Source organism: Pantoea sp. AS142 (genome assembly GCF_037152305.1).
GTDB lineage: Bacteria > Pseudomonadota > Gammaproteobacteria > Enterobacterales > Enterobacteriaceae > Pantoea.
The window spans coordinates 271,833-291,795 of the sequence record NZ_JBBCMO010000002.1; the positions used below are offsets into that span (position 1 = coordinate 271,833).

The 19,963-nt window shown below is 55.0% G+C and carries 17 protein-coding genes; 16 read left to right on the forward strand and 1 reads right to left on the reverse strand.

Going from position 1 to position 19,963, the window contains the following annotated elements; genetic code table 11:
- Positions 1-443: 443 nt before the first annotated feature.
- The 14 genes from WFO64_RS06380 to WFO64_RS06445 all read left to right on the forward strand — a co-directional run bounded on the left by WFO64_RS06380 (position 444) and on the right by WFO64_RS06445 (position 16,190).
- Positions 444-887: an NADH-quinone oxidoreductase subunit A gene (locus WFO64_RS06380; RefSeq protein ID WP_337009985.1), complete on the forward strand. Its 444-nt coding sequence runs from the start codon at positions 444-446 to the stop codon at positions 885-887.
- 15 nt (positions 888-902) lie between these two features.
- Positions 903-1,580: a NuoB/complex I 20 kDa subunit family protein gene (locus tag WFO64_RS06385; protein ID WP_003854245.1), complete on the forward strand. Its 678-nt coding sequence runs from the start codon at positions 903-905 to the stop codon at positions 1,578-1,580.
- A gap of 114 nt (positions 1,581-1,694) precedes the next feature.
- The gene (gene nuoC, locus WFO64_RS06390; protein WP_337009987.1) at positions 1,695-3,494 is read left to right on the forward strand and encodes an NADH-quinone oxidoreductase subunit C/D; all 1,800 of its coding nucleotides are present in this window, start codon (positions 1,695-1,697) and stop codon (positions 3,492-3,494) included.
- A 2-nt stretch (positions 3,495-3,496) separates the two neighbouring features.
- Positions 3,497-4,012, forward strand: a complete 516-nt coding sequence (gene nuoE, locus WFO64_RS06395; protein WP_337009989.1) for an NADH-quinone oxidoreductase subunit NuoE — start codon at positions 3,497-3,499, stop codon at positions 4,010-4,012.
- A gap of 2 nt (positions 4,013-4,014) precedes the next feature.
- Positions 4,015-5,355: an NADH-quinone oxidoreductase subunit NuoF gene (gene nuoF / locus WFO64_RS06400; protein ID WP_337010515.1), complete on the forward strand. Its 1,341-nt coding sequence runs from the start codon at positions 4,015-4,017 to the stop codon at positions 5,353-5,355.
- A 112-nt stretch (positions 5,356-5,467) separates the two neighbouring features.
- Positions 5,468-8,191, forward strand: a complete 2,724-nt coding sequence (nuoG, locus tag WFO64_RS06405) for an NADH-quinone oxidoreductase subunit NuoG (RefSeq protein ID WP_337009991.1) — start codon at positions 5,468-5,470, stop codon at positions 8,189-8,191.
- On the forward strand, positions 8,188-9,165 hold the full coding sequence (gene nuoH / locus WFO64_RS06410) for an NADH-quinone oxidoreductase subunit NuoH (protein ID WP_003854240.1): 978 nt from the start codon (positions 8,188-8,190) through the stop codon (positions 9,163-9,165). Before nuoG ends, nuoH begins: the two co-directional genes overlap by 4 nt.
- A gap of 11 nt (positions 9,166-9,176) precedes the next feature.
- Complete coding sequence (gene nuoI / locus WFO64_RS06415) at positions 9,177-9,719, forward strand: NADH-quinone oxidoreductase subunit NuoI (RefSeq protein ID WP_337009993.1); 543 nt, start codon at positions 9,177-9,179, stop codon at positions 9,717-9,719.
- Positions 9,720-9,729: 10 nt separating this feature from the next.
- Complete coding sequence (nuoJ, locus tag WFO64_RS06420) at positions 9,730-10,281, forward strand: NADH-quinone oxidoreductase subunit J (RefSeq protein ID WP_337009995.1); 552 nt, start codon at positions 9,730-9,732, stop codon at positions 10,279-10,281.
- Positions 10,278-10,580, forward strand: coding sequence for an NADH-quinone oxidoreductase subunit NuoK (gene nuoK / locus WFO64_RS06425; protein WP_003854236.1), 303 nt, complete (start codon positions 10,278-10,280; stop codon positions 10,578-10,580). The genes nuoJ and nuoK overlap by 4 nt, the downstream gene beginning before the upstream one ends.
- Positions 10,577-12,412 carry an NADH-quinone oxidoreductase subunit L gene (nuoL, locus tag WFO64_RS06430; protein ID WP_337009997.1) on the forward strand — a complete coding sequence of 612 codons (1,836 nt, stop codon included), beginning with the start codon at positions 10,577-10,579 and terminating at the stop codon, positions 12,410-12,412. Before nuoK ends, nuoL begins: the two co-directional genes overlap by 4 nt.
- A 210-nt stretch (positions 12,413-12,622) precedes the next feature.
- Positions 12,623-14,143 carry an NADH-quinone oxidoreductase subunit M gene (gene nuoM, locus WFO64_RS06435; protein WP_337009999.1) on the forward strand — a complete coding sequence of 507 codons (1,521 nt, stop codon included), beginning with the start codon at positions 12,623-12,625 and terminating at the stop codon, positions 14,141-14,143.
- Positions 14,144-14,149: 6 nt separating this feature from the next.
- Positions 14,150-15,607: an NADH-quinone oxidoreductase subunit NuoN gene (gene nuoN, locus WFO64_RS06440; RefSeq protein WP_337010001.1), complete on the forward strand. Its 1,458-nt coding sequence runs from the start codon at positions 14,150-14,152 to the stop codon at positions 15,605-15,607.
- Between the two features lie 124 nt (positions 15,608-15,731).
- Positions 15,732-16,190 carry a GNAT family N-acetyltransferase gene (locus WFO64_RS06445; RefSeq protein ID WP_337010003.1) on the forward strand — a complete coding sequence of 153 codons (459 nt, stop codon included), beginning with the start codon at positions 15,732-15,734 and terminating at the stop codon, positions 16,188-16,190.
- Between the two features lie 32 nt (positions 16,191-16,222).
- Here the strand turns inward: WFO64_RS06445 and WFO64_RS06450 are convergent, their stop codons facing one another.
- Complete coding sequence (locus WFO64_RS06450; protein ID WP_337010005.1) at positions 16,223-17,881, reverse strand: glucan biosynthesis protein D; 1,659 nt, start codon at positions 17,879-17,881, stop codon at positions 16,223-16,225.
- A gap of 335 nt (positions 17,882-18,216) precedes the next feature.
- On the opposite strand from WFO64_RS06450, the gene elaB reads away from it, so the two are divergent.
- Positions 18,217-18,528, forward strand: a complete 312-nt coding sequence (gene elaB / locus WFO64_RS06455; RefSeq protein ID WP_010258091.1) for a stress response protein ElaB — start codon at positions 18,217-18,219, stop codon at positions 18,526-18,528.
- Positions 18,529-18,763: 235 nt separating this feature from the next.
- On the forward strand, positions 18,764-19,960 hold the full coding sequence (locus tag WFO64_RS06460) for a nicotinamide mononucleotide deamidase-related protein YfaY (RefSeq protein WP_337010007.1): 1,197 nt from the start codon (positions 18,764-18,766) through the stop codon (positions 19,958-19,960).
- The last annotated feature ends 3 nt before the right edge of the window (positions 19,961-19,963 follow it).

The following is a 19,963-nucleotide window of genomic DNA, read 5'->3' on the forward strand; positions in this document are numbered from 1 at the left end:
GAAGCGAACTTTTTATTCCGAATCGCCGTTAGGGGTGGAGAAATTTAACGCAAAAAGGGCAAAAGTGTGTTCTTGATCAAGAAAATACCCCTGATAAGGGGAAGGAAAACACGGTGATACCTGTCAAGATATGTTTGTTAAATGCGCGATCCATGCGTGTGAATACCCGCTACACTAAAATTAACCCTACAGACTGAAGCGATTTAGCTGGAAAGCGGGGCATCATTTGTTAATAATATGATGCAGGTGTGAAATAATGTTTGGATACTTTTGTCAAAGTTGACAAAAGGTTATAGAAAGGAGTAAAAAACCCCATTAAATTGCTGCTTATTACATAATAACAGTGATATTTAAAAGGTTTTTACCCTTCCCTTGAATCGATGTGGTCAGTTTGCTGCGGGAAACGTGTGCAGGATGCCAGCGCCACTTTTGATGAGTAAGCAATGAGTATGTCAACTACCACCGAAATCATCGCTCAGCATTGGGCGTTTATCGTATTTATCGTTATTGCCTTTGGCCTGTGTGCTTTCATGCTGACTGGAGGATGGCTGCTTGGCGGCAGAGCGCGCGCCCGCTACAAAGACACGCCATTCGAATCGGGCATAGAATCCGTTGGTGATACCCATATCCGCCTGTCGGCGAAATTTTATCTGGTTGCGATGTTTTTCGTCATCTTCGACGTCGAAGCCCTCTTTTTATACGCATGGGCGACTTCAATCCGTGAAAGCGGTTGGATCGGCTTTGTGGAAGCCGCAATTTTCATTTTGGTGCTCCTGGCGGGTCTGGTCTATCTGGTACGCATTGGCGCACTGGACTGGGCGCCAGCTCGCCGTCGCGTGGTGGTGAAAACCGCTACGGTCAGCCACACCAATCCTCATAAGCAGTAAAAGAGAGGCAATAAGATGGACTATACGCTCACCCGCATAGACCCGAACGGTGGTGAGAACGACCGTTATCCTCTGCAAAAGCAGGAAATCGTCAGCGATCCGCTGGAGCAGCACGTTCATCGCAGCGTTTATATGGGCAAACTCGAAAACGCCCTGCATGACATGGTGAATTGGGGACGTAAAAATTCCCTCTGGCCTTATAACTTTGGCTTGTCCTGTTGTTACGTTGAGATGACAACGTCGTTTACCGCGGTTCACGACGTGGCACGTTTTGGCGCTGAAGTTATGCGCGCCTCGCCACGTCAGGCTGATTTCATGGTCATTGCCGGTACGCCATTCACCAAAATGGCCCCAGTTATTCAGCGTTTGTACGATCAAATGCTGGAGCCAAAATGGGTGATTTCCATGGGGGCCTGCGCAAACTCTGGCGGTATGTATGACATCTATTCGGTGGTGCAGGGAGTCGATAAATTCCTGCCGGTTGATGTCTATATTCCTGGCTGTCCGCCACGTCCTGAGGCGTACATGCAGGCACTGCTGCTGCTGCAGGAGTCGATCGGCAAAGAGCGTCGCCCGCTCTCGTGGGTTGTCGGTGATCAGGGCGTTTATCGCGCTAATATGCCATCTGAGCGCGAAAGAAAACGCGGCGAGCGCATTGCAGTCACGAACCTGCGCAGCCCGGACGAAGTTTAAAAACCGTATGGATGGAAAACCGCGCCTGCAGCAGAACATCACAATTTAATGCATGGCCCCATCCTGACGCCTTCATTTGAGTGCCTGAGACCAGGCCGGAATGGTGAGTAACGTATGACAGATTTGACCACGCAAGATCTCGCTCAGCCTTCATGGCAAACCCGTGATCACCTTGATGACCCGGTGATCGGCGAGTTGCGTAACCGTTTTGGGCCGGATGCCTTCACTGTTCAGCCAACCCGTACCGGCATTCCGGTAGTGTGGGTTAAGCGTGAACAGATACTGGAAATGACCGAGTTCCTGCGTAAATTACCCAAGCCTTACGTCATGCTGTATGACCTGCATGGCGTGGACGAGCGTTTACGTACCCACCGTGCAGGCCTTCCTGCGGCGGATTTTTGCGTTTTCTATCACCTGCTGTCGATTGAGCGCAACCGCGACATCATGCTCAAGGTGGCCTTATCAGAAAACGATATGCACCTGCCGACTCTTACCCGCCTTTTTCCGAATGCCAACTGGTATGAGCGTGAAACCTGGGAGATGTTTGGTATTACCTTTGATGGCCACCCGCATCTGACGCGCATCATGATGCCATCGACCTGGGAAGGGCATCCGCTGCGTAAAGATTACCCGGCGCGCGCCACCGAATTCGATCCGTTTACGCTGACCAAACAGAAAGAAGACCTGGAAATGGAAGCGCTGACCTTTAAGCCTGAAGACTGGGGCATGAAGCGCAGCACCACCAACGAAGACTTCATGTTCCTGAACCTCGGGCCTAACCACCCGTCGGCGCACGGTGCGTTCCGCATCATTCTGCAGCTGGATGGTGAAGAGATTGTCGACTGCGTGCCTGACATCGGTTATCACCATCGTGGTGCCGAAAAGATGGGCGAACGTCAGTCGTGGCACAGCTATATTCCTTATACAGACCGTATCGAGTACCTCGGCGGTTGCGTAAACGAAATGCCTTACGTACTGGCGGTAGAAAAACTGGCCGGTATCGTTGTACCCGATCGGGTCAACGTGATCCGCGTAATGCTCTCTGAGTTGTTCCGCATCAACAGCCATCTGCTCTATATCTCGACCTTTATTCAGGACGTCGGTGCCATGACCCCGGTGTTCTTTGCCTTTACCGATCGCCAGAAAATCTATGACGTGGTTGAAGCCATTACCGGTTTCCGTATGCACCCGGCATGGTTCCGCATCGGTGGCGTTGCGCATGACCTGCCGCGTGGCTGGGAACGTCTGCTGCGCGACTTCCTCGACTGGATGCCAAAGCGTCTCAAAGAATATGACAAAGCCGCACTGCGTAACAGCGTGCTGATTGGCCGTTCCAAAGGTGTTGCTGCTTACAACATGGAAGAGGCGCTGGCATGGGGCACCACAGGTGCGGGTCTGCGTGCCACTGGTCTCGACTTTGACGTGCGTAAATGGCGTCCATACTCTGGCTACGAAAACTTCGATTTTGAAATCCCGATCGGCTCCGGCGTCAGCGATGCTTACAGCCGCGTAATGCTAAAGATGGAAGAGATGTGGCAGTCGCTGCGCATTCTTGAGCAGTGTCTCAACAACATGCCAGAGGGGCCGTTTAAAGCGGATCACCCGCTGACCACGCCGCCACCGAAAGAGCGCACGTTGCAGCACATTGAAACGCTGATCACTCACTTCCTGCAGGTGTCGTGGGGACCGGTGATGCCAGCCAATGAATCGTTCCAGATGATTGAAGCGACGAAAGGGATCAACAGCTACTACCTGACCAGCGATGGCAGCACCATGAGCTACCGCACCCGCGTGCGTACGCCGAGCTTCCCGCATCTGCAGCAGATTCCTTCCGTAATCCGTGGCAGCCTGGTATCCGACCTGATCGTATATCTGGGTAGTATCGATTTTGTTATGTCAGACGTGGACCGCTAATTATGCACGATCAACACATTGCCATTAAAACGATCGACCCTAACGAGGTCTTCGTGCTGAGCGCGGAAGAGCATCACGCTATTGAGCACGAAAAACACCACTACGAAGATGCGCGTGCAGCCTCGATTGAAGCGCTGAAGATCGTGCAAAAACAGCGCGGCTGGGTGCCGGACGGCGCGATCAACGCGATCGCGGATGTGCTGGGTATCCCGGCAAGCGACGTTGAAGGTGTGGCGACATTTTACAGCCAGATCTTCCGTCAGCCGGTTGGCCGTCATGTAATCCGTTACTGTGACAGCGTGGTCTGTCATATCACTGGCTATCAGGGCATCCAGTCAGCACTGGAGCAGCAGCTGAATATTAAACCGGGTCAGACCACTGCCGATGGCCGCTTTACACTGCTGCCAACCTGCTGTCTGGGCAACTGCGACAAAGGCCCAACGATGATGGTGGATGAAGACACGCATGTGCATCTGACGCCGGAAGGCATTCCTGTTTTGCTGGAGCAGTATCAATGACAATTAAACAGATCATTCGTACTGCTGAAACGCATCCGCTGACCTGGCGGATGCGTGACGACAAGCAACCTGTCTGGCTTGACGAATACCGCAGCAAAAACGGCTATGCCGGTGCAGAAAAAGCGCTGAAAAGCCTGTCGCAGGATGAGATCGTCGCAGCAGTCAAAGATTCAGGTCTGAAAGGGCGCGGGGGTGCAGGCTTCTCTACCGGGCTGAAGTGGAGTCTGATGCCCAAAGATGAGTCGATGAACATCCGTTACCTGCTGTGTAACGCTGATGAGATGGAGCCCGGCACTTATAAAGATCGCCTGCTGATGGAGCAGATGCCCCATCAGCTGGTGGAAGGGATGCTGATCAGCGCCTTCGCGCTGAAGGCTTATCGTGGCTATATCTTTTTACGTGGCGAATACATTGAAGCCGCGGTGCATCTGCGCCGTGCGATTGCGGAAGCGACGGAAGCGGGCTATCTCGGTAAAAATATTCTCGGTACCGGCTTCGACTTTGAGCTGATCGTCCACACCGGTGCAGGGCGTTATATCTGCGGCGAAGAGACGGCACTGATTAACTCACTGGAAGGCCGTCGTGCTAACCCGCGTTCCAAGCCGCCATTCCCGGCAAGTGCGGGCGCGTGGGGCAAACCGACCTGCGTGAACAATGTGGAAACCCTCTCCAACGTCCCGGCGATTCTGGCCAACGGCGTGGAGTGGTACAAAAATATCTCTAAAAGCGAAGATGCCGGTACCAAAATGATGGGCTTCTCCGGACGGGTGAAAAATCCTGGCGTCTGGGAACTGCCATTCGGTATCACCGCGCGTGAAATCCTTGAAGATTATGCGGGCGGCATGCGTGACGGGCTGAAGTTCAAAGCCTGGCAGCCGGGCGGCGCAGGCACCGATTTCCTCACCGACCAGCATCTGGATCTGCCAATGGAATTTGCCAGCATCGGCAAAGCGGGCAGCCGTCTCGGCACCGCGCTGGCGATGGCGGTCGATCACGAGATCAATATGGTCTCACTGGTGCGTAACCTGGAAGAGTTCTTTGCCCGTGAGTCGTGCGGCTGGTGTACACCGTGTCGCGACGGCCTGCCGTGGAGCGTAAAAATTCTGCGTGCGCTGGAGCAGAAGCAGGGGCAGCCAGGGGATATCGAAACCTTACTGCAACTCTGCCGTCAGCTTGGCCCGGGTAAAACCTTCTGTGCGCATGCGCCTGGTGCGGTTGAGCCGCTGCAGAGTGCCATTAAATATTTCCGTGAAGAGTTTGAAGCTGGTATGGCACCGCAGGTGTTTGGCAATACCCGCGCAATTGGCGGGATCCAGCCAAACCTGCTGAAAGCGCGCTGGTAATTCGCCACAGAACACGGAACAGGCCTGGTGCCGCCGCCCCGACAATGTCGTGCGTCGGGGCAAGAATATGATTAACGCTCGTCTCTGACGAGCCTTACGGAAGCATGTCACTATGGCTACAATTCATGTAGACGGTAAAGAGTATGATGTGAACGGAGCGGACAACCTGCTACAGGCATGTCTCTCTCTGGGCCTTGATATTCCTTACTTTTGCTGGCATCCGGCGCTGGGAAGCGTTGGGGCCTGCCGCCAGTGTGCGGTAAAGCAATTCCAGAATGCCGAAGATACCCGCGGTCGTCTTGTCATGTCCTGCATGACACCGGCCTCTGACGGCACATTCATCTCTATTGATGATGGCGAAGCGAAAGAGTTCCGCGAAAGCGTGGTGGAGTGGCTTATGACCAACCACCCGCACGACTGCCCGGTATGTGAAGAGGGCGGTAACTGTCACTTGCAGGATATGACAGTAATGACCGGCCACAGCTTTCGCCGCTATCGCTTCACCAAGCGTACTCACCGTAATCAGGATCTCGGCCCGTTCATCTCCCATGAGATGAATCGCTGTATCGCCTGTTACCGCTGTGTGCGTTACTACAAAGATTATGCCGATGGCAAAGATCTGGGTGTCTACGGTGCGCACGATAACGTCTACTTCGGTCGCCCGGAAGATGGCACGCTGGAGAGCGAATTTTCCGGCAACCTGGTTGAAATCTGCCCGACTGGCGTGTTTACCGATAAAACTCACTCTGAACGCTATAACCGTAAATGGGATATGCAGTTTGCGCCGAGCATCTGCCAGCAGTGCAGCGTCGGTTGTAACACCAGCCCGGGTGAACGTTATGGTGAGTTACGCCGTATCGAAAACCGTTATAACGGCAGCGTAAACCACTACTTCCTGTGTGACCGTGGCCGATTTGGTTATGGCTATGTCAACCGTAACGATCGCCCACGTCAGCCGATGCTGCTGCGCGGAAACGACTGGGTCACGCTGAACGCAGAGCAGGCGGTCAATGCCGGTGCAGATTTGCTGCGTCAGGCGAAAAAAGTGATTGGTATTGGTTCGCCGCGCGCAAGTATTGAAAGTAACTTCGCCCTGCGTGAACTGGTGGGTGCAGAGAACTTCTCTACCGGCATGCCAGCGGGCGAACAGGCGCGTCTTGAACTGATGCTGAAAGTGCTGCGTGAGGGCGGTATCTATACGCCATCACTGCGTGAAATTGAAAGCTACGATGCGGTGCTGGTGCTGGGTGAAGACCTGACACAAACAGGCGCACGCGTGGCACTTTCTGTGCGTCAGGCGGTGAAAGGTAAAGCGCGTGATATGGCTGCTGCGCAGAAAGTTGCAGACTGGCAGATCGCCGCGATTCTGAACATCGGTCAGAATGCGAAGCATCCGCTGTTTATCACCCACGTTGATGAAACCCGTCTGGATGATATCGCGGCATGGAGCTATCGTGCGCCGGTTGAAGACCAGGCGCGCCTTGGCTTCGCTATCGCCAGTGCGTTGGATGAATCCGCGCCAGTAGTGAGCGATTTTGACAGCAAACTCAGTGGGAAAATGGATGTTGTCGTTCAGGCGCTGGCCGGCGCGAAAAAGCCATTAATCATTTCCGGTACCCACTCAGGCAGCAGTGCCGTGATTGAAGCGGCGGCTAACGTGGCGAAAGCACTGAAGGCACGTGGCGCAGATGTCGGCATGACTCTGCTGGCGGGTCACGCGAACAGTATCGGGCTGGGGATGATCGGCGGCAATACGCTGGAGCACGCGCTGGAGCAGTTGAGCAGCGGTGAAGCCGATGCGCTGGTGGTGCTGGAAAATGATCTCTATCGCCATGCACCAAAAGCGCTGGTGGATGCGGCGCTGGCCCAGACCACTAACGTGATTGTGGTTGATCATCAGCGTACTGCAACGCTGGAGAAAGCGGGTCTGGTGTTATCGACAGCCAGCTTCGCCGAAAGTGATGGCACCTCGATCAACCACGAAGGCCGTGCCCAGCGTTTCTTCCAGGTTTACGATCCTTCCTATTACGACAACAGCGTTGTGATGCTGGAGAGTTGGCGCTGGTTGCATTCGCTGCACAGCACGCTGGAAAGCCGTCGCGTCGACTGGACGCAGCTGGACCACGTGATCGATGCGGTGGTAAGTCAGCTGCCACAGCTGGCCGGAATCAAGGCTGCGGCTCCGGATGCCAGCTTTCGTATTCGCGGACAGAAACTGTCGCGCTCACCACACCGTTCAAGTGGCCGTACCGCGGCGCGCGCTAATATCAGTGTGCACGAACCACGTCAGCCGCAGGACCAGGACACGATGTTCGCCTTCTCAATGGAAGGGAACAATCAGCCAGGCGCACCGCGTTCGCAGATTCCGTTTGCCTGGGCTCCGGGCTGGAACTCGCCGCAGGCGTGGAACAAATTCCAGGTTGAAGTTGGCGGTCATCTGCGTAATGGCGATCCTGGCGTGCGACTGTTTGAAACCAGTGCCGATCAGTTGCCATGGTTCACTACCGTACCTGCAGCCTTTGTCAGTGATGCGCAGTGGCGCGTGGCCCCTTACTACCAGCTGTTCGGTAGCGAAGAGATGTCACAGCGTTCACCGGTATTCCAGCAGCGTATGGCGCAGCCCACGCTGGTGATTAACCCGGAGGATGCGGCAAAGCTGGGCGTCAATAATGGCGCAGCGGTTGAGTTCAGCTGTGCTGGTGAGACGCTACGTCTCCCGGTCCGTTTCTCGGCGTCACTGCAGGCGGGACAGATTGGTCTGCCGCTCGGCATGCCGGGCGTTCCGCCATTCCTGGCGAACGGTAAAATCGACACTCTGCAGGAGGCGGCGCAATGAGCTGGTTAACACCGGACGTTATCGACATTCTGCTGGCCATTGTTAAAGCCATCGTGATTCTGCTGGTGGTGGTGGCCTGCGGCGCGTTCATGAGCTTCGCCGAGCGTCGTCTGCTTGGCCTGTTCCAGAACCGTTATGGGCCAAACCGCGTAGGCTGGGGCGGCTCACTGCAGCTGGTGGCGGACATGATCAAAATGTTCTTTAAAGAGGACTGGGTTCCGCCGTTTACCGACCGCTTTATCTTTACCCTTGCGCCGGTTATCGCCTTTGTTTCACTGCTGCTGGCATTTGCTATCGTGCCGGTTTCGCCAACCTGGATGGTGACAGACCTGAATATCGGTCTGCTGTTCTTCCTGATGATGGCGGGCCTGGCGGTCTACGCTGTGCTGTTTGCCGGCTGGTCGAGTAACAACAAATACTCGCTACTGGGTGCGATGCGCGCTTCGGCGCAGACCCTGAGCTACGAAGTGTTCCTGGGGCTGTCGCTGATGGGCGTCGTGGCGCAGGCGGGTTCGTTCAACATGAACGATATCGTTAACAGCCAGACGCACCTGTGGAACATCATTCCACAATTCTTCGGTTTCGTGACCTTCTGTATTGCTGGCGTGGCGGTGTGCCACCGTCATCCTTTTGACCAGCCAGAAGCGGAGCAGGAACTGGCAGACGGCTATCACATTGAATATGCCGGGATGAAGTTCGGCCTGTTCTTCGTCGGCGAATATGTAGCGATCACCACGGTCTCAGCGCTGATTGTAACGCTGTTCTTTGGTGGCTGGCACGGCCCATTCCTGCCGCCGTTTATCTGGTTCGCCCTGAAAACGGCGTTCTTTATGATGATGTTCATCCTGATTCGTGCTGCGCTTCCGCGTCCACGCTACGATCAGGTGCTGTCATTCGGCTGGAAAGTGTGTCTGCCGTTGACGCTGTTGAACCTGCTGGCGACTGCCGCAGTGATTCTCTACACAGCGCCGTAAGGGGTTAACAAATGACTTTGAAAGATATTGTCACAGGCTTTGGCACGACAGTTCGTAGTATCTGGCTGATTGGGCTGCACGCCTTCGCCAAACGTGAAACGCAGATGTACCCCGAAGAGCCGGTTTATCTGCCACCACGCTATCGTGGTCGTATCGTGTTAACCCGCGATCCGGATGGCCAGGAGCGTTGCGTCGCCTGCAACCTGTGCGCGGTCGCCTGTCCGGTTGGGTGTATTTCGCTGCAGAAAGCAGAAACCAAAGATGGTCGCTGGTACCCGGAGTTCTTCCGTATCAACTTCTCACGCTGCATCTTCTGCGGCATGTGCGAAGAAGCCTGCCCGACCACGGCGATTCAGCTGACCCCCGATTTCGAACTGGGTGAGTTTAAGCGTCAGGATCTGGTGTATGAGAAGAACGATCTACTGATTTCGGGACCGGGTAAATATCCCGAGTACAACTTCTACCGCATGGCAGGTATGGCGATTGACGGTAAAGATAAGGGCGAAGCGGAAAACGAAGCGAAGCCTATCGACGTCAAAGGCTTATTACCTTAAGGAGCAAGGCATGGAATTTGCGTTTTATCTTTGCGGACTGGTGGCGGTGCTGACGACGTTGCGCGTCATTACCCACACTAATCCGGTACATGCGTTGCTGTACCTGATCGTTTCGCTGTTATCGATCGCGGGCGTCTTCTTCTCGATGGGTGCCTATTTTGCGGGTGCGCTGGAGATCATCGTTTACGCTGGTGCCATCATGGTGCTATTCGTCTTCGTGGTCATGATGCTGAACCTTGGCAAACAGACCGAGAAGCAGGAGCGTGAATGGCTCAGCCCGTCACTGTGGATTGGTCCAGGCGTCGTCTCGTTGCTGCTGCTGGTGGTGATGGTCTACGCCATTCTGACCGCCAATGATCAGGGCATTGATGGCACCATCATCGACGCCAAAGCGGTTGGCATCAGCCTGTTTGGTCCTTACGTCCTCGCAGTTGAACTGGCTTCCATGCTGCTGCTGGCGGGTCTGGTCGTGGCGTTCCATATCGGTCGTGAAGAGCGCCAGGGCGAAGTCCTGAGTAACCGTAATGCTGACGTCGCTCAGGTGAAAAAGGAGAACGCATGATCCCGTTACAACATGGATTGATTCTTGCTGCCGTGCTGTTTGTCCTTGGACTGACATCGCTGGTGATACGCCGCAATCTGCTGTTTATGCTGATCGGCCTTGAAATCATGATCAACGCCGCCGCCTTAGCCCTTGTGGTTGCCGGGAGCTATTGGGGGCAGGCCGATGGACAGGTGATGTATATTCTGGCAATCAGCCTGGCGGCAGCGGAAGCCAGTATTGGACTGGCTCTGCTGCTTCAGCTCTATCGTCGTCGTCAGACGCTGAACATTGATACTGTGAGCGAGATGCGCGGATGAATCTTCTCTATTTAACTGTCTTGTTTCCGCTGATCGGCTTTCTGCTGTTAGCGTTTTCGCGCGGCCGCTGGTCAGAGAACCTGTCGGCCACGATTGGTATGGGATCGGTTGGCCTGGCAGCCCTGACCACAGCGATGATCGGTTTCGACTTCTTCGCCAACGGCCAACAAGCCTTCACCCAGGCGCTCTGGACCTGGATGCATGTCGGCAACTTCGACATGAAGGTGAACCTGACGCTGGATGGCCTGTCGCTGACCATGCTGTCGGTGGTGACCGGTGTCGGTTTCTTCATTCACATGTTCGCCTCCTGGTACATGCGTGGAGAAGAGGGCTATTCCCGCTTCTTCGCCTACACCAACCTCTTTATCGCCAGCATGGTTGTTCTGGTGCTGGCCGATAACCTGATGCTGATGTATCTGGGCTGGGAAGGGGTAGGGCTATGCTCTTATCTGCTGATCGGTTTCTACTACAGCAATCCGGAAAATGGCAAAGCGGCGATGAAAGCGTTCATCATTACCCGCGTGGGCGATGTCTTTCTGGCATTCGGCCTGTTCATTCTCTATAACGAGCTGGGCACGCTGAACTTCCGCGAGATGATGGAGCTGGCACCTGCCCACTTTGCCGCAGACAATCACATGCTGCAGTGGGCAACGCTGATGCTGCTAGGGGGCGCGGTCGGTAAATCGGCGCAGCTGCCGTTACAGACCTGGCTGGCAGATGCAATGGCCGGTCCGACCCCTGTTTCAGCACTGATCCACGCCGCAACCATGGTGACGGCGGGTGTCTACCTGATTGCCCGTAGCCACGGTCTTTTCCTGCTGACGCCGGAAGTGTTGCATCTGGTCGGGATTATCGGGGCGATTACTCTGGTGCTGGCAGGCTTTGCCGCGCTGGTGCAGACCGATATCAAACGTGTCCTCGCATACTCCACCATGAGCCAGATTGGCTACATGTTTCTGGCGCTGGGCGTTCAGGCGTGGGATGCGGCGATTTTCCATCTGATGACGCACGCTTTCTTTAAAGCGTTACTGTTTCTCTCCTCGGGTTCAGTGATTCTGGCCTGCCATCACGAGCAGAACATCTTCAAAATGGGCGGCCTGCGTAAGAGCATTCCGCTGGTCTACACCTGCTTCCTGGTGGGCGGCGCGGCGCTGGCGGCACTGCCGCTGATTACGGCGGGCTTCTACAGTAAAGATGAGATTCTGTTTGGCGCACTGGCTAACGGTCACATCAACCTGATGGTTGCAGGTCTGGTGGGCGCGTTCCTGACCTCAATCTATACCTTCCGCATGATCTTCATCGTCTTCCACGGCGAAGAGAAAATTCATGCCCACGCCGGTAAGGGCATTACCCATCATCTGCCGCTGATTGTGTTGCTGCTGCTCTCCACCTTCATTGGTGCGCTGATCACGCCGCCGCTGGCGGGTGTACTGCCAGCCAATGAGTTTGGTGAAGCGGGCAAAGTGGGACTTGAAATCACCTCTGGCGTGGTGGCGATTATCGGCATTCTGATTGCTGCCGCGCTGTGGCTGGGCAAACGTGCGCTGGTTACCCGGATTGCAAACAGTGCACCAGGCCGTTTCTTCGGCACCTGGTGGTTTGCGGCCTGGGGCTTCGACTGGCTCTACGATAAAGTGTTCGTCAAACCTTATCTGGGTATTGCGTGGCTGCTGAAGCGTGACCCACTGAACGGCCTGATGAACCTGCCTGCGCTGCTGTCACGTATTGCCAACAAAGGCCTGGTCGTCAGTGAGAATGGCTACCTGCGCTGGTACGTTGCGTCAATGAGTGTGGGTGCCGTGCTGGTGCTGGCTCTGCTGCTGGTGATTTAACGATTGATGAGCGGGGCAGGTTAGTTAATCTGCCCATTGAGAATGTCAAAAATTGTCCTGAGCAAGGGCGTTATCGTCGCAGCCAGTTTGGTTACCGCCAGCGCGCAGCAACCGCAGCATACCGAGGTATGTGAGGATTGCGAGCACTGCCGGGAATCAAAATGGCAAGTAAGATAGCCCGAACTAAGACAAAGAAAAGGGAAGTGTGCCGTGTTATTACCTTGGCTAATTATCATACCCTTCGTCGGCGGTCTGATCTGCTGGCTCACTGAGCGCCTTGGCGCGAAGGTGCCACGCTGGATCGCGCTGATCACCATGGGGCTGACGTTGGCGCTTTCGCTGCAACTCTGGTTGCAGGGAGGCTATTCACTGACGCAGGCAGCGGGCATTCCGCAGTGGCAGTCAAGTTTCTCAGTTCCGTGGATCCCGCGCTTCGGCATCAGTTTCCATTTAGCCATTGATGGCCTGTCTCTGCTGATGGTGGTACTAACCGGCCTGCTCGGTTTGATGGCGGTGCTGTGTTCCTGGAATGAGATTTCAAAGTATCAGGGCTTCTTCCACCTGAACCTGATGTGGATCCTGGGCGGCGTAATCGGTGTGTTCCTCTCCATCGATATGTTCCTGTTCTTCTTCTTCTGGGAAATGATGCTGGTGCCGATGTACTTCCTCATCGCGCTCTGGGGTCATAAAGCTTCGGACGGCAAAACCCGTATCTCCGCTGCGACCAAATTCTTCATCTACACCCAGGCCTCGGGTCTGGTGATGCTGATTGCGATTCTGGGACTGGTGTTTGTCCACTACAACGCGACCGGCGTCTGGACGTTCAACTACGAACAGCTGCTGCAGACGCCAATGTCGAGCGGCGTTGAGTATCTGCTGATGCTGGGCTTCTTTATCGCCTTTGCGGTCAAGATGCCGGTGGTGCCGTTGCACGGCTGGCTGCCGGATGCGCACAGTCAGGCACCCACTGCGGGTTCTGTCGACCTGGCGGGTATCCTGCTGAAAACTGCGGCTTACGGTTTGCTGCGTTTCAGTCTGCCGCTGTTCCCGAACGCGTCAGCAGAGTTTGCGCCAATTGCCATGTGGTTGGGCATCATCGGTATCTTCTACGGTGCCTGGATGGCCTTCTCGCAGACCGATATCAAACGTCTGATTGCGTATACCTCGATTTCGCACATGGGCTTTGTACTGATTGCCATCTACACCGGCAGCCAGCTGGCACTGCAGGGGGCTGTCATTCAGATGATTGCGCACGGTCTTTCCGCTGCGGCACTCTTCATTCTGTGTGGTCAGCTGTATGAGCGTCTGCATACCCGTGACATGCGTCAGATGGGGGGGCTGTGGTCGCGCATCAAATGGATTCCAGGCCTGTCGCTGTTCTTTGCTGTTGCCAATCTCGGTATGCCGGGCACCGGTAACTTTGTCGGCGAATTTATGATTCTGACCGGCAGCTTCCAGGTGGTGCCGATGATTATCATTATTGCGACCTTTGGTCTGGTATTCGCCTCAGTTTACTCGCTGGTAATGATGCAACGTGCTTATTACGGTGAAGCGAAATCGAAAGATCCGCTGCCAGGCATGTCACCGCGTGAGTTCATGACCATCGGTGTGTTGGTGGTGCTGCTGGTGCTGCTGGGCGTCTATCCACAGCCGATTCTGGATACTTCGCACGCTGCCATGAGCAATATTCAGCAGTGGTTTACCGCTTCAATTTCAACTACAAGGCCGTAATTCGCCATGACAATAACTCCTCACCAATTGATTGCGTTGCTGCCGCTGTTAATCGTCGGATTGACGGTGGTGGTTGTGATGCTGTCCATTGCCTGGCGACGCGACCACTTCGTTAACGCCACGCTAACGGTAGTTGGCCTGAACCTGGCACTGCTCTCGCTTTACTTTGTCGGCCAGGTCGGGGCGATGGATGTCACCCCGCTGCTGCGTGTCGATGGCTATTCAATGTTCTATACCGCACTGGTGATGCTGGCGAGTCTGGCAACCTGCACTTTTGCCTATCCCTGGCTGGCAGGCTACCCGGACAACAAAGATGAGTTCTACCTGCTGGTGCTGATTGCGGCACTTGGTGGCATCGTGCTGGCCAGTGCTAACCATCTGGCGTCCCTGTTTATCGGCATTGAGCTGCTGTCGCTGCCACTGTTTGGTCTGATTGGCTACGCTTTCCGCCAGAAACGTTCGCTGGAAGCGGCGCTGAAATACACCATTCTCTCGGCCGCGGCTTCATCGTTCCTGCTGTTTGGTATCGCGCTGATCTACGCCGACTCCGGTAACCTGAGCTTCGTTGCGCTGGGCCAGAGCCTCACTGACAGCATGATTCACGCGCCACTGCTGTTGGTGGGTCTTGGCATGTTGATCATCGGTCTGGGCTTTAAGCTCTCACTGGTTCCGTTCCACCTCTGGACGCCCGATGTTTATCAGGGTGCGCCTGCGCCAGTTTCAACCTTCCTGGCAACCGCCAGCAAGATTGCTATCTTCGGTGTCATCCTGCGACTGTTCATGTATGCGCCGGTGACTGACAGCGAAGCGGTGCGCACGGTGCTGGGTATTATCGCTTTTGCATCGATTCTGTTCGGTAACCTGATGGCGATTTCGCAGAGCAACATCAAGCGTCTGTTGGGTTACTCCTCTATCGCCCACCTCGGTTATCTGCTGGTGGCGCTGATTACGGTGAAAGATCATCAGCTGTCGATGGAAACCTCGGGTGTTTACCTGGCGGGTTATCTGTTCAGCAGCCTGGGTGCCTTTGGTGTGGTGAGTCTGATGTCCAGCCCCTATCGCGGCCCGGATGCGGACTCGCTCTACTCTTATCGTGGTCTGTTCTGGCATCGTCCTATCCTGTCAGCGGTGATGACGGTCATGATGCTGTCACTGGCGGGTATCCCGATGACGCTGGGCTTTATCGGTAAATTCTACGTTATTGCTTCAGGCGTGAGTTCGCACCTGTGGTGGCTGACGGGTGCCGTTGTCGCGGGTAGCGCGATTGGCCTCTATTACTATCTGCGCGTGACGGTGAGTCTCTACCTTAGTCCGCCGGAACTGCATACCCGTGACACTCCGGCTAACTGGGCGTTTACGGCCGGTGGTGTGGTAGTCCTGATCTCTGCCATTCTGGTTCTGCTGTTCGGGGTATATCCGCAGCCGCTGATCAGACTGGTGCAGATGGCTCAGCCGCTGATGTAAGCAGGTAACTGCGAATGATGAATCAGGCCTCCGGGCCTGATTTTTTTTGCCTTTAAATCCGGTGACAAGCAGGTGCTGGTGACACCGTGTTGATGTAGAGTGTTTTGTTTAGCAAGGAGAGACCATGAACATTAACTGGCAGGATAAACACCATAGCGAACTCACCGCCCCGGAGCTTTATGCGCTACTGGCGTTGCGCAGTGCCGTGTTTGTGGTGGAACAGCAGTGTATTTATCAGGATGTGGATGGCAAAGATTTGCTGGCGGAAAATCGGCATCTGTTGGGAATGGCTGATGACCAGCTGGTGGCCTATGCGCGACTGCTTTCTCCAGAGGATGAGACCAGCCCGGTTAAAATCGGACGGGTGATCGTTTCAGATCGGGTTCGTGGTGCGCGGCTGGGCAATCGTCTTATGGAGCAGGCGATCAGTCGTTGTCAGCAGCACTGGCCGGGGCGTGACCTGTTTCTTTCCGCTCAGGCGCATCTGGAAAATTTCTATGGGCAGCATGGTTTTTGGGCTGTAGGGGAGAACTACCTGGAAGATGGTATTCCTCACGTTGATATGCTGAAAACAGCCCCATAAAAAAGGCGAGGCAACGGCCTCGCCTGTTGGCGTTAACCCACCGTCATCTGGCGGTCATCGACATATTTACGCTGGTCCGGCGCAGGTGGGAAATACTGATACAGCCAGGTTTCACTCAGCGTCTCTTCTTTGCTGCGCAGGAACAGACGCATCTCTACCGGCTGGGTAGAATCGCTGTTCGGATACCAGTCAAACAGAATGCGGTACCCCTTGAGCGGATCGACATAAAGAATCTCAACCTGCTTCACGCTACCGGATGACACGGTAATCACCGGTTCAATGCCTTTCGGCGCGGCAGCCTGCAGATCACCACCAATAAAATCGATGGCGAAGCGGCGACACCAGGTTTCCGGGAAGTGTTCCCCAGGCGCCCAGCCCTCCGGGAAACCACCAATACCAGTGCGGGTCGCATCCACGCGCGCCAGTCCACTACGCACGGGCGGCAGACCACTCCAGTAAAGCTTGTAGGAGAAGTTCAGCTCGCTGCCCGCTTTAACCGGCTCAGACGGTTGCCAGAAGCAGACAATGTTATCCAGCGTCTCACCGGTCGTTGGGATCTCCATCAGGTTGATTGCGCCTTTGCCCCACTTGCCGACCGGCTCTACCCACAAGCTTGGACGTTTGTCATACCAGCCAATCACATCCTGATAATCTTTAAAATCGTGATTCAACTGCAGCAGGCCAAAGCCACGCGGATTTTCATCTTCGTAGGCGTTGAACTGCAGACGTTGAGGATTATTCAGCGGACGGGCAATCCATTCACCTTTACCAGTCCACATCGCCAGGCGATCGGAGTCGTGAATCTGCGGATGGTAGGTGTTGCACATGCGGCGTTCGTTGGTTCCGCAGCTGAACATGCTGGTCATTGGCGAGATGCCAATCTGACGGATCTCTCTACGAGCGAACAGGTGGTTTTCCACCTCCATCACCACGCGTTTCTCTTCGCAGTGGATGATGAATTTATAGGCACCGGTGAGGCTGGCCCCATCCAGCAGGGCATAGCAGGTAAAGGTAGTATCTTCCGCTTTTGGCGTTTCAAACCAGAAGGCGGTGAAATCGGGGAACTCTTCCTGACCGTTGCTGAAGGTGTTAATTGCTACGCCACGCGCCGAGAGACCATACTGGAAGGTATCGTCAACCGCGCGGAAGTAGCTTGCGCCGAGGAAAGAAACAATGTCGCGACGGGCCAGTTCCGGTTTTTTAAATGCGCGGAAACCGGCGAAGCCGAGGTCAGTTTTGCCCTCCAGCTGCTTCGTATCGACATTGGCATTGTTGTAGTTGAACAACTCGGGGCGGAAGTGAATTTCGCGTGCCTCGCGGCTCTCGCCGTCAACAGAGAACATACGTATGCGCCGCTTGAAGCCCATACCAACATGGAAGAATTGTACATCCAGTTGACGATCGGGCAGGTTGTTCCAGAGCGAATGGTTGGCGTCGTACTGAATTTCGTTGTACGCCTGCGGGGTCAGTGTGGCCAGCGTCTCCGGCAGCGCGCCGGGTGCACCGCCCCAGGGTTTTTTCGCCAGCGCAGCCGCGTTTTTCTTCAATACGTCGAAATCGAAGCGTACTGCGGTTCCGTCAGCAATGCCATCTTCTGCCCATGCGGATTGCGCAAACAGCGTTGACAGGCCGGTCATGCCGCTGACGGCGGAGAAGGCCATTGACGCTTTCATAAACATTCTTCGATTCATGCCAGAGATCATTCCTTAGCTGTTCGAGGGTGTCGTGACTGTCGTGCAACATGCACTTTGATGGCCCGATAATTACAGGCAACAGAGGGGTACGACAGTAGGGTTACTGGAAAATTCAGTCACGACAAAATTTATCAGATTAATCAAAGAAGCGAAGCGAAATTCGGCGGTTGCCGCTGCGTCTTACATTTCTTTGCGCAGCGAAACGGCGCACCGCCTGTACTGGGCGAGTTTACCAGATGAAAAATCAGGTAATTCCTGGAGCAGGAAATCAGCAAAGCGTCAGATTATGACTATAGTTAATGGACTGCTTTGCAATTCACACGGAGGAAACGATGGTAAACCAGACAAATCAATTCGAAACGGGCCTCGATGACGATATTGCGTTACTGACCGAAACGCTGGAAGAAGTGCTTAAGGCATCAGGTGATCCAGCCGATCAGAAGTACATTGAGCTAAAAAGCAAAGCCGAACAGGCGCTGAACGACGTGAAATCCCGTGTCAGCCAGGCCTCCGATAGTTACTACTATCGCGCTAAACAAGCGGCGTACCGTGCAGACGATTACGTTCACGAAAAACCGTGGCAGGGTGTCGGTATCGGCGCAACGGCCGGTCTGGTACTCGGTCTGCTGCTGGCGCGTCGTTAATCGCGATTCGCTGATGCTGCTGCAGTAAAAAAACGGCGGGCAAATTCCGCCGTTTTTGTTCTCTTTTTCCGATGCCTCACCGTCCCACTTCGGTTATACAAACCGCCTTCATGCTCACTATCTTTTATGCGCAATGTGCTGCGTCAGACGCAACCGTCACAATCGCCGGGGTTGTCGATTGTTTTTCGCGGGTGGACTTCCTACAGTAAAGTAAACGTGAAAAGGAGAACCCGACGTGATTAGAGTAGAGATGCTGTCAACCGGCGATGAGGTGCTGCATGGCCAAATCGTTGATACCAACGCAGCCTGGCTGGCGGATATGCTGTTCCAGCAGGGGTTACCCATGACCAGCCGCACTACGGTGGGGGATTCACTTGAGTCGCTGATCGCCACGCTGCAGGCGCGCAGTCATGAAGCCGATGTGCTGATTGTCAATGGCGGTCTGGGGCCAACCAGTGACGATCTTAGTGCGCTGGCAGCCGCCCGGGCCTGTGGGGTTGAACTGGAAATGCAGCAGGATTGGCTCCAACAGATGGACGCCTGGTTCGCCAGCCGCGGACGGGTGATGGCAGCGAGCAATCGCAAGCAGGCTGAAATTCCGGCTAATGCGGAATTGATTGATAATCCGGTCGGTACCGCCTGTGGCTTTGCCCTGCAACTCAATCGCTGCTGGATGTTCTTTACGCCTGGTGTGCCATCTGAATTTAAAGTGATGGTGGAGCAGCAGATCATTCCCCGCCTGAAAGCGAAATTCTCGCCGCCCGAGCCGCCGATCTGTCTGCGACTGACCACCTTTGGTCGCGGTGAAAGCGACATTGCCGCTGAGCTTGAACCACTGACGTTGCCGGAAGGCGTGGTCATGGGATATCGCTCATCGATGCCGATCATTGAAATCAAACTGACCGGCCCGGCAAGACAGCAGGTGGCAATGGAGCAAGTGTGGCAGCAGGTGCGTCTGTTACTGGCGGAGTGCACCGTTTTTGAAGGCACCGAAGGCTTACCGGCGCTACTGGCACGTGAGCTGGCGCAGCGCGGTGAGCAGCTGGCAATCAGTGAGCAATACACCGCCGGGCTGCTTTACTGGCAACTGGCTGTCGCCAGCGTGCCGCTGGGTGATGGTGACATTCTGCCACCCCGGCAGGAGACGCTGGAGCAGCAGGTGACCCGCACCCGCAAATTTGCTGCACAGCAGCAGGCCGCGCTGGCACTTTCTATTGGCAGCCTGGAGCAGGAAGAAATTTCGGTGGCGCTGCATACGCCGGATGGCAGCTTTGGTCAGCGCGTGAAGTTCAGTACCGGTCGCTATAACCTGGAGACGCGGCAGAAGGTGGTGGCAATGATGGCGATGAACATGCTGCGCCGCTGGTTACACGGCAGCGAAGTCAGCACCGGTCACGGCTGGATTGATGTGGTTGAAACGGTCAGACAGTAATTC

Excerpts from the sequence above, each read along its gene's own strand:
- nuoN (WP_337010001.1), top strand. The coding sequence starts at position 14,150 with ATGACAATAACTCCTCACCAATTGATTGCGTTGCTGCCGCTGTTAATC.
- WFO64_RS06385 (WP_003854245.1), top strand. The coding sequence starts at position 903 with ATGGACTATACGCTCACCCGCATAGACCCGAACGGTGGTGAGAACGAC.
- WFO64_RS06445 (WP_337010003.1), top strand. The coding sequence starts at position 15,732 with ATGAACATTAACTGGCAGGATAAACACCATAGCGAACTCACCGCCCCG.
- elaB (WP_010258091.1), top strand. The coding sequence starts at position 18,217 with ATGGTAAACCAGACAAATCAATTCGAAACGGGCCTCGATGACGATATT.
- nuoH (WP_003854240.1), top strand. The coding sequence starts at position 8,188 with ATGAGCTGGTTAACACCGGACGTTATCGACATTCTGCTGGCCATTGTT.
- nuoE (WP_337009989.1), top strand. The coding sequence starts at position 3,497 with ATGCACGATCAACACATTGCCATTAAAACGATCGACCCTAACGAGGTC.
- nuoG (WP_337009991.1), top strand. The coding sequence starts at position 5,468 with ATGGCTACAATTCATGTAGACGGTAAAGAGTATGATGTGAACGGAGCG.
- nuoL (WP_337009997.1), top strand. The coding sequence starts at position 10,577 with ATGAATCTTCTCTATTTAACTGTCTTGTTTCCGCTGATCGGCTTTCTG.
- nuoJ (WP_337009995.1), top strand. The coding sequence starts at position 9,730 with ATGGAATTTGCGTTTTATCTTTGCGGACTGGTGGCGGTGCTGACGACG.
- WFO64_RS06380 (WP_337009985.1), top strand. The coding sequence starts at position 444 with ATGAGTATGTCAACTACCACCGAAATCATCGCTCAGCATTGGGCGTTT.
- nuoI (WP_337009993.1), top strand. The coding sequence starts at position 9,177 with ATGACTTTGAAAGATATTGTCACAGGCTTTGGCACGACAGTTCGTAGT.
- WFO64_RS06450 (WP_337010005.1), bottom strand. The coding sequence starts at position 17,881 with ATGAATCGAAGAATGTTTATGAAAGCGTCAATGGCCTTCTCCGCCGTC.
- nuoC (WP_337009987.1), top strand. The coding sequence starts at position 1,695 with ATGACAGATTTGACCACGCAAGATCTCGCTCAGCCTTCATGGCAAACC.
- nuoK (WP_003854236.1), top strand. The coding sequence starts at position 10,278 with ATGATCCCGTTACAACATGGATTGATTCTTGCTGCCGTGCTGTTTGTC.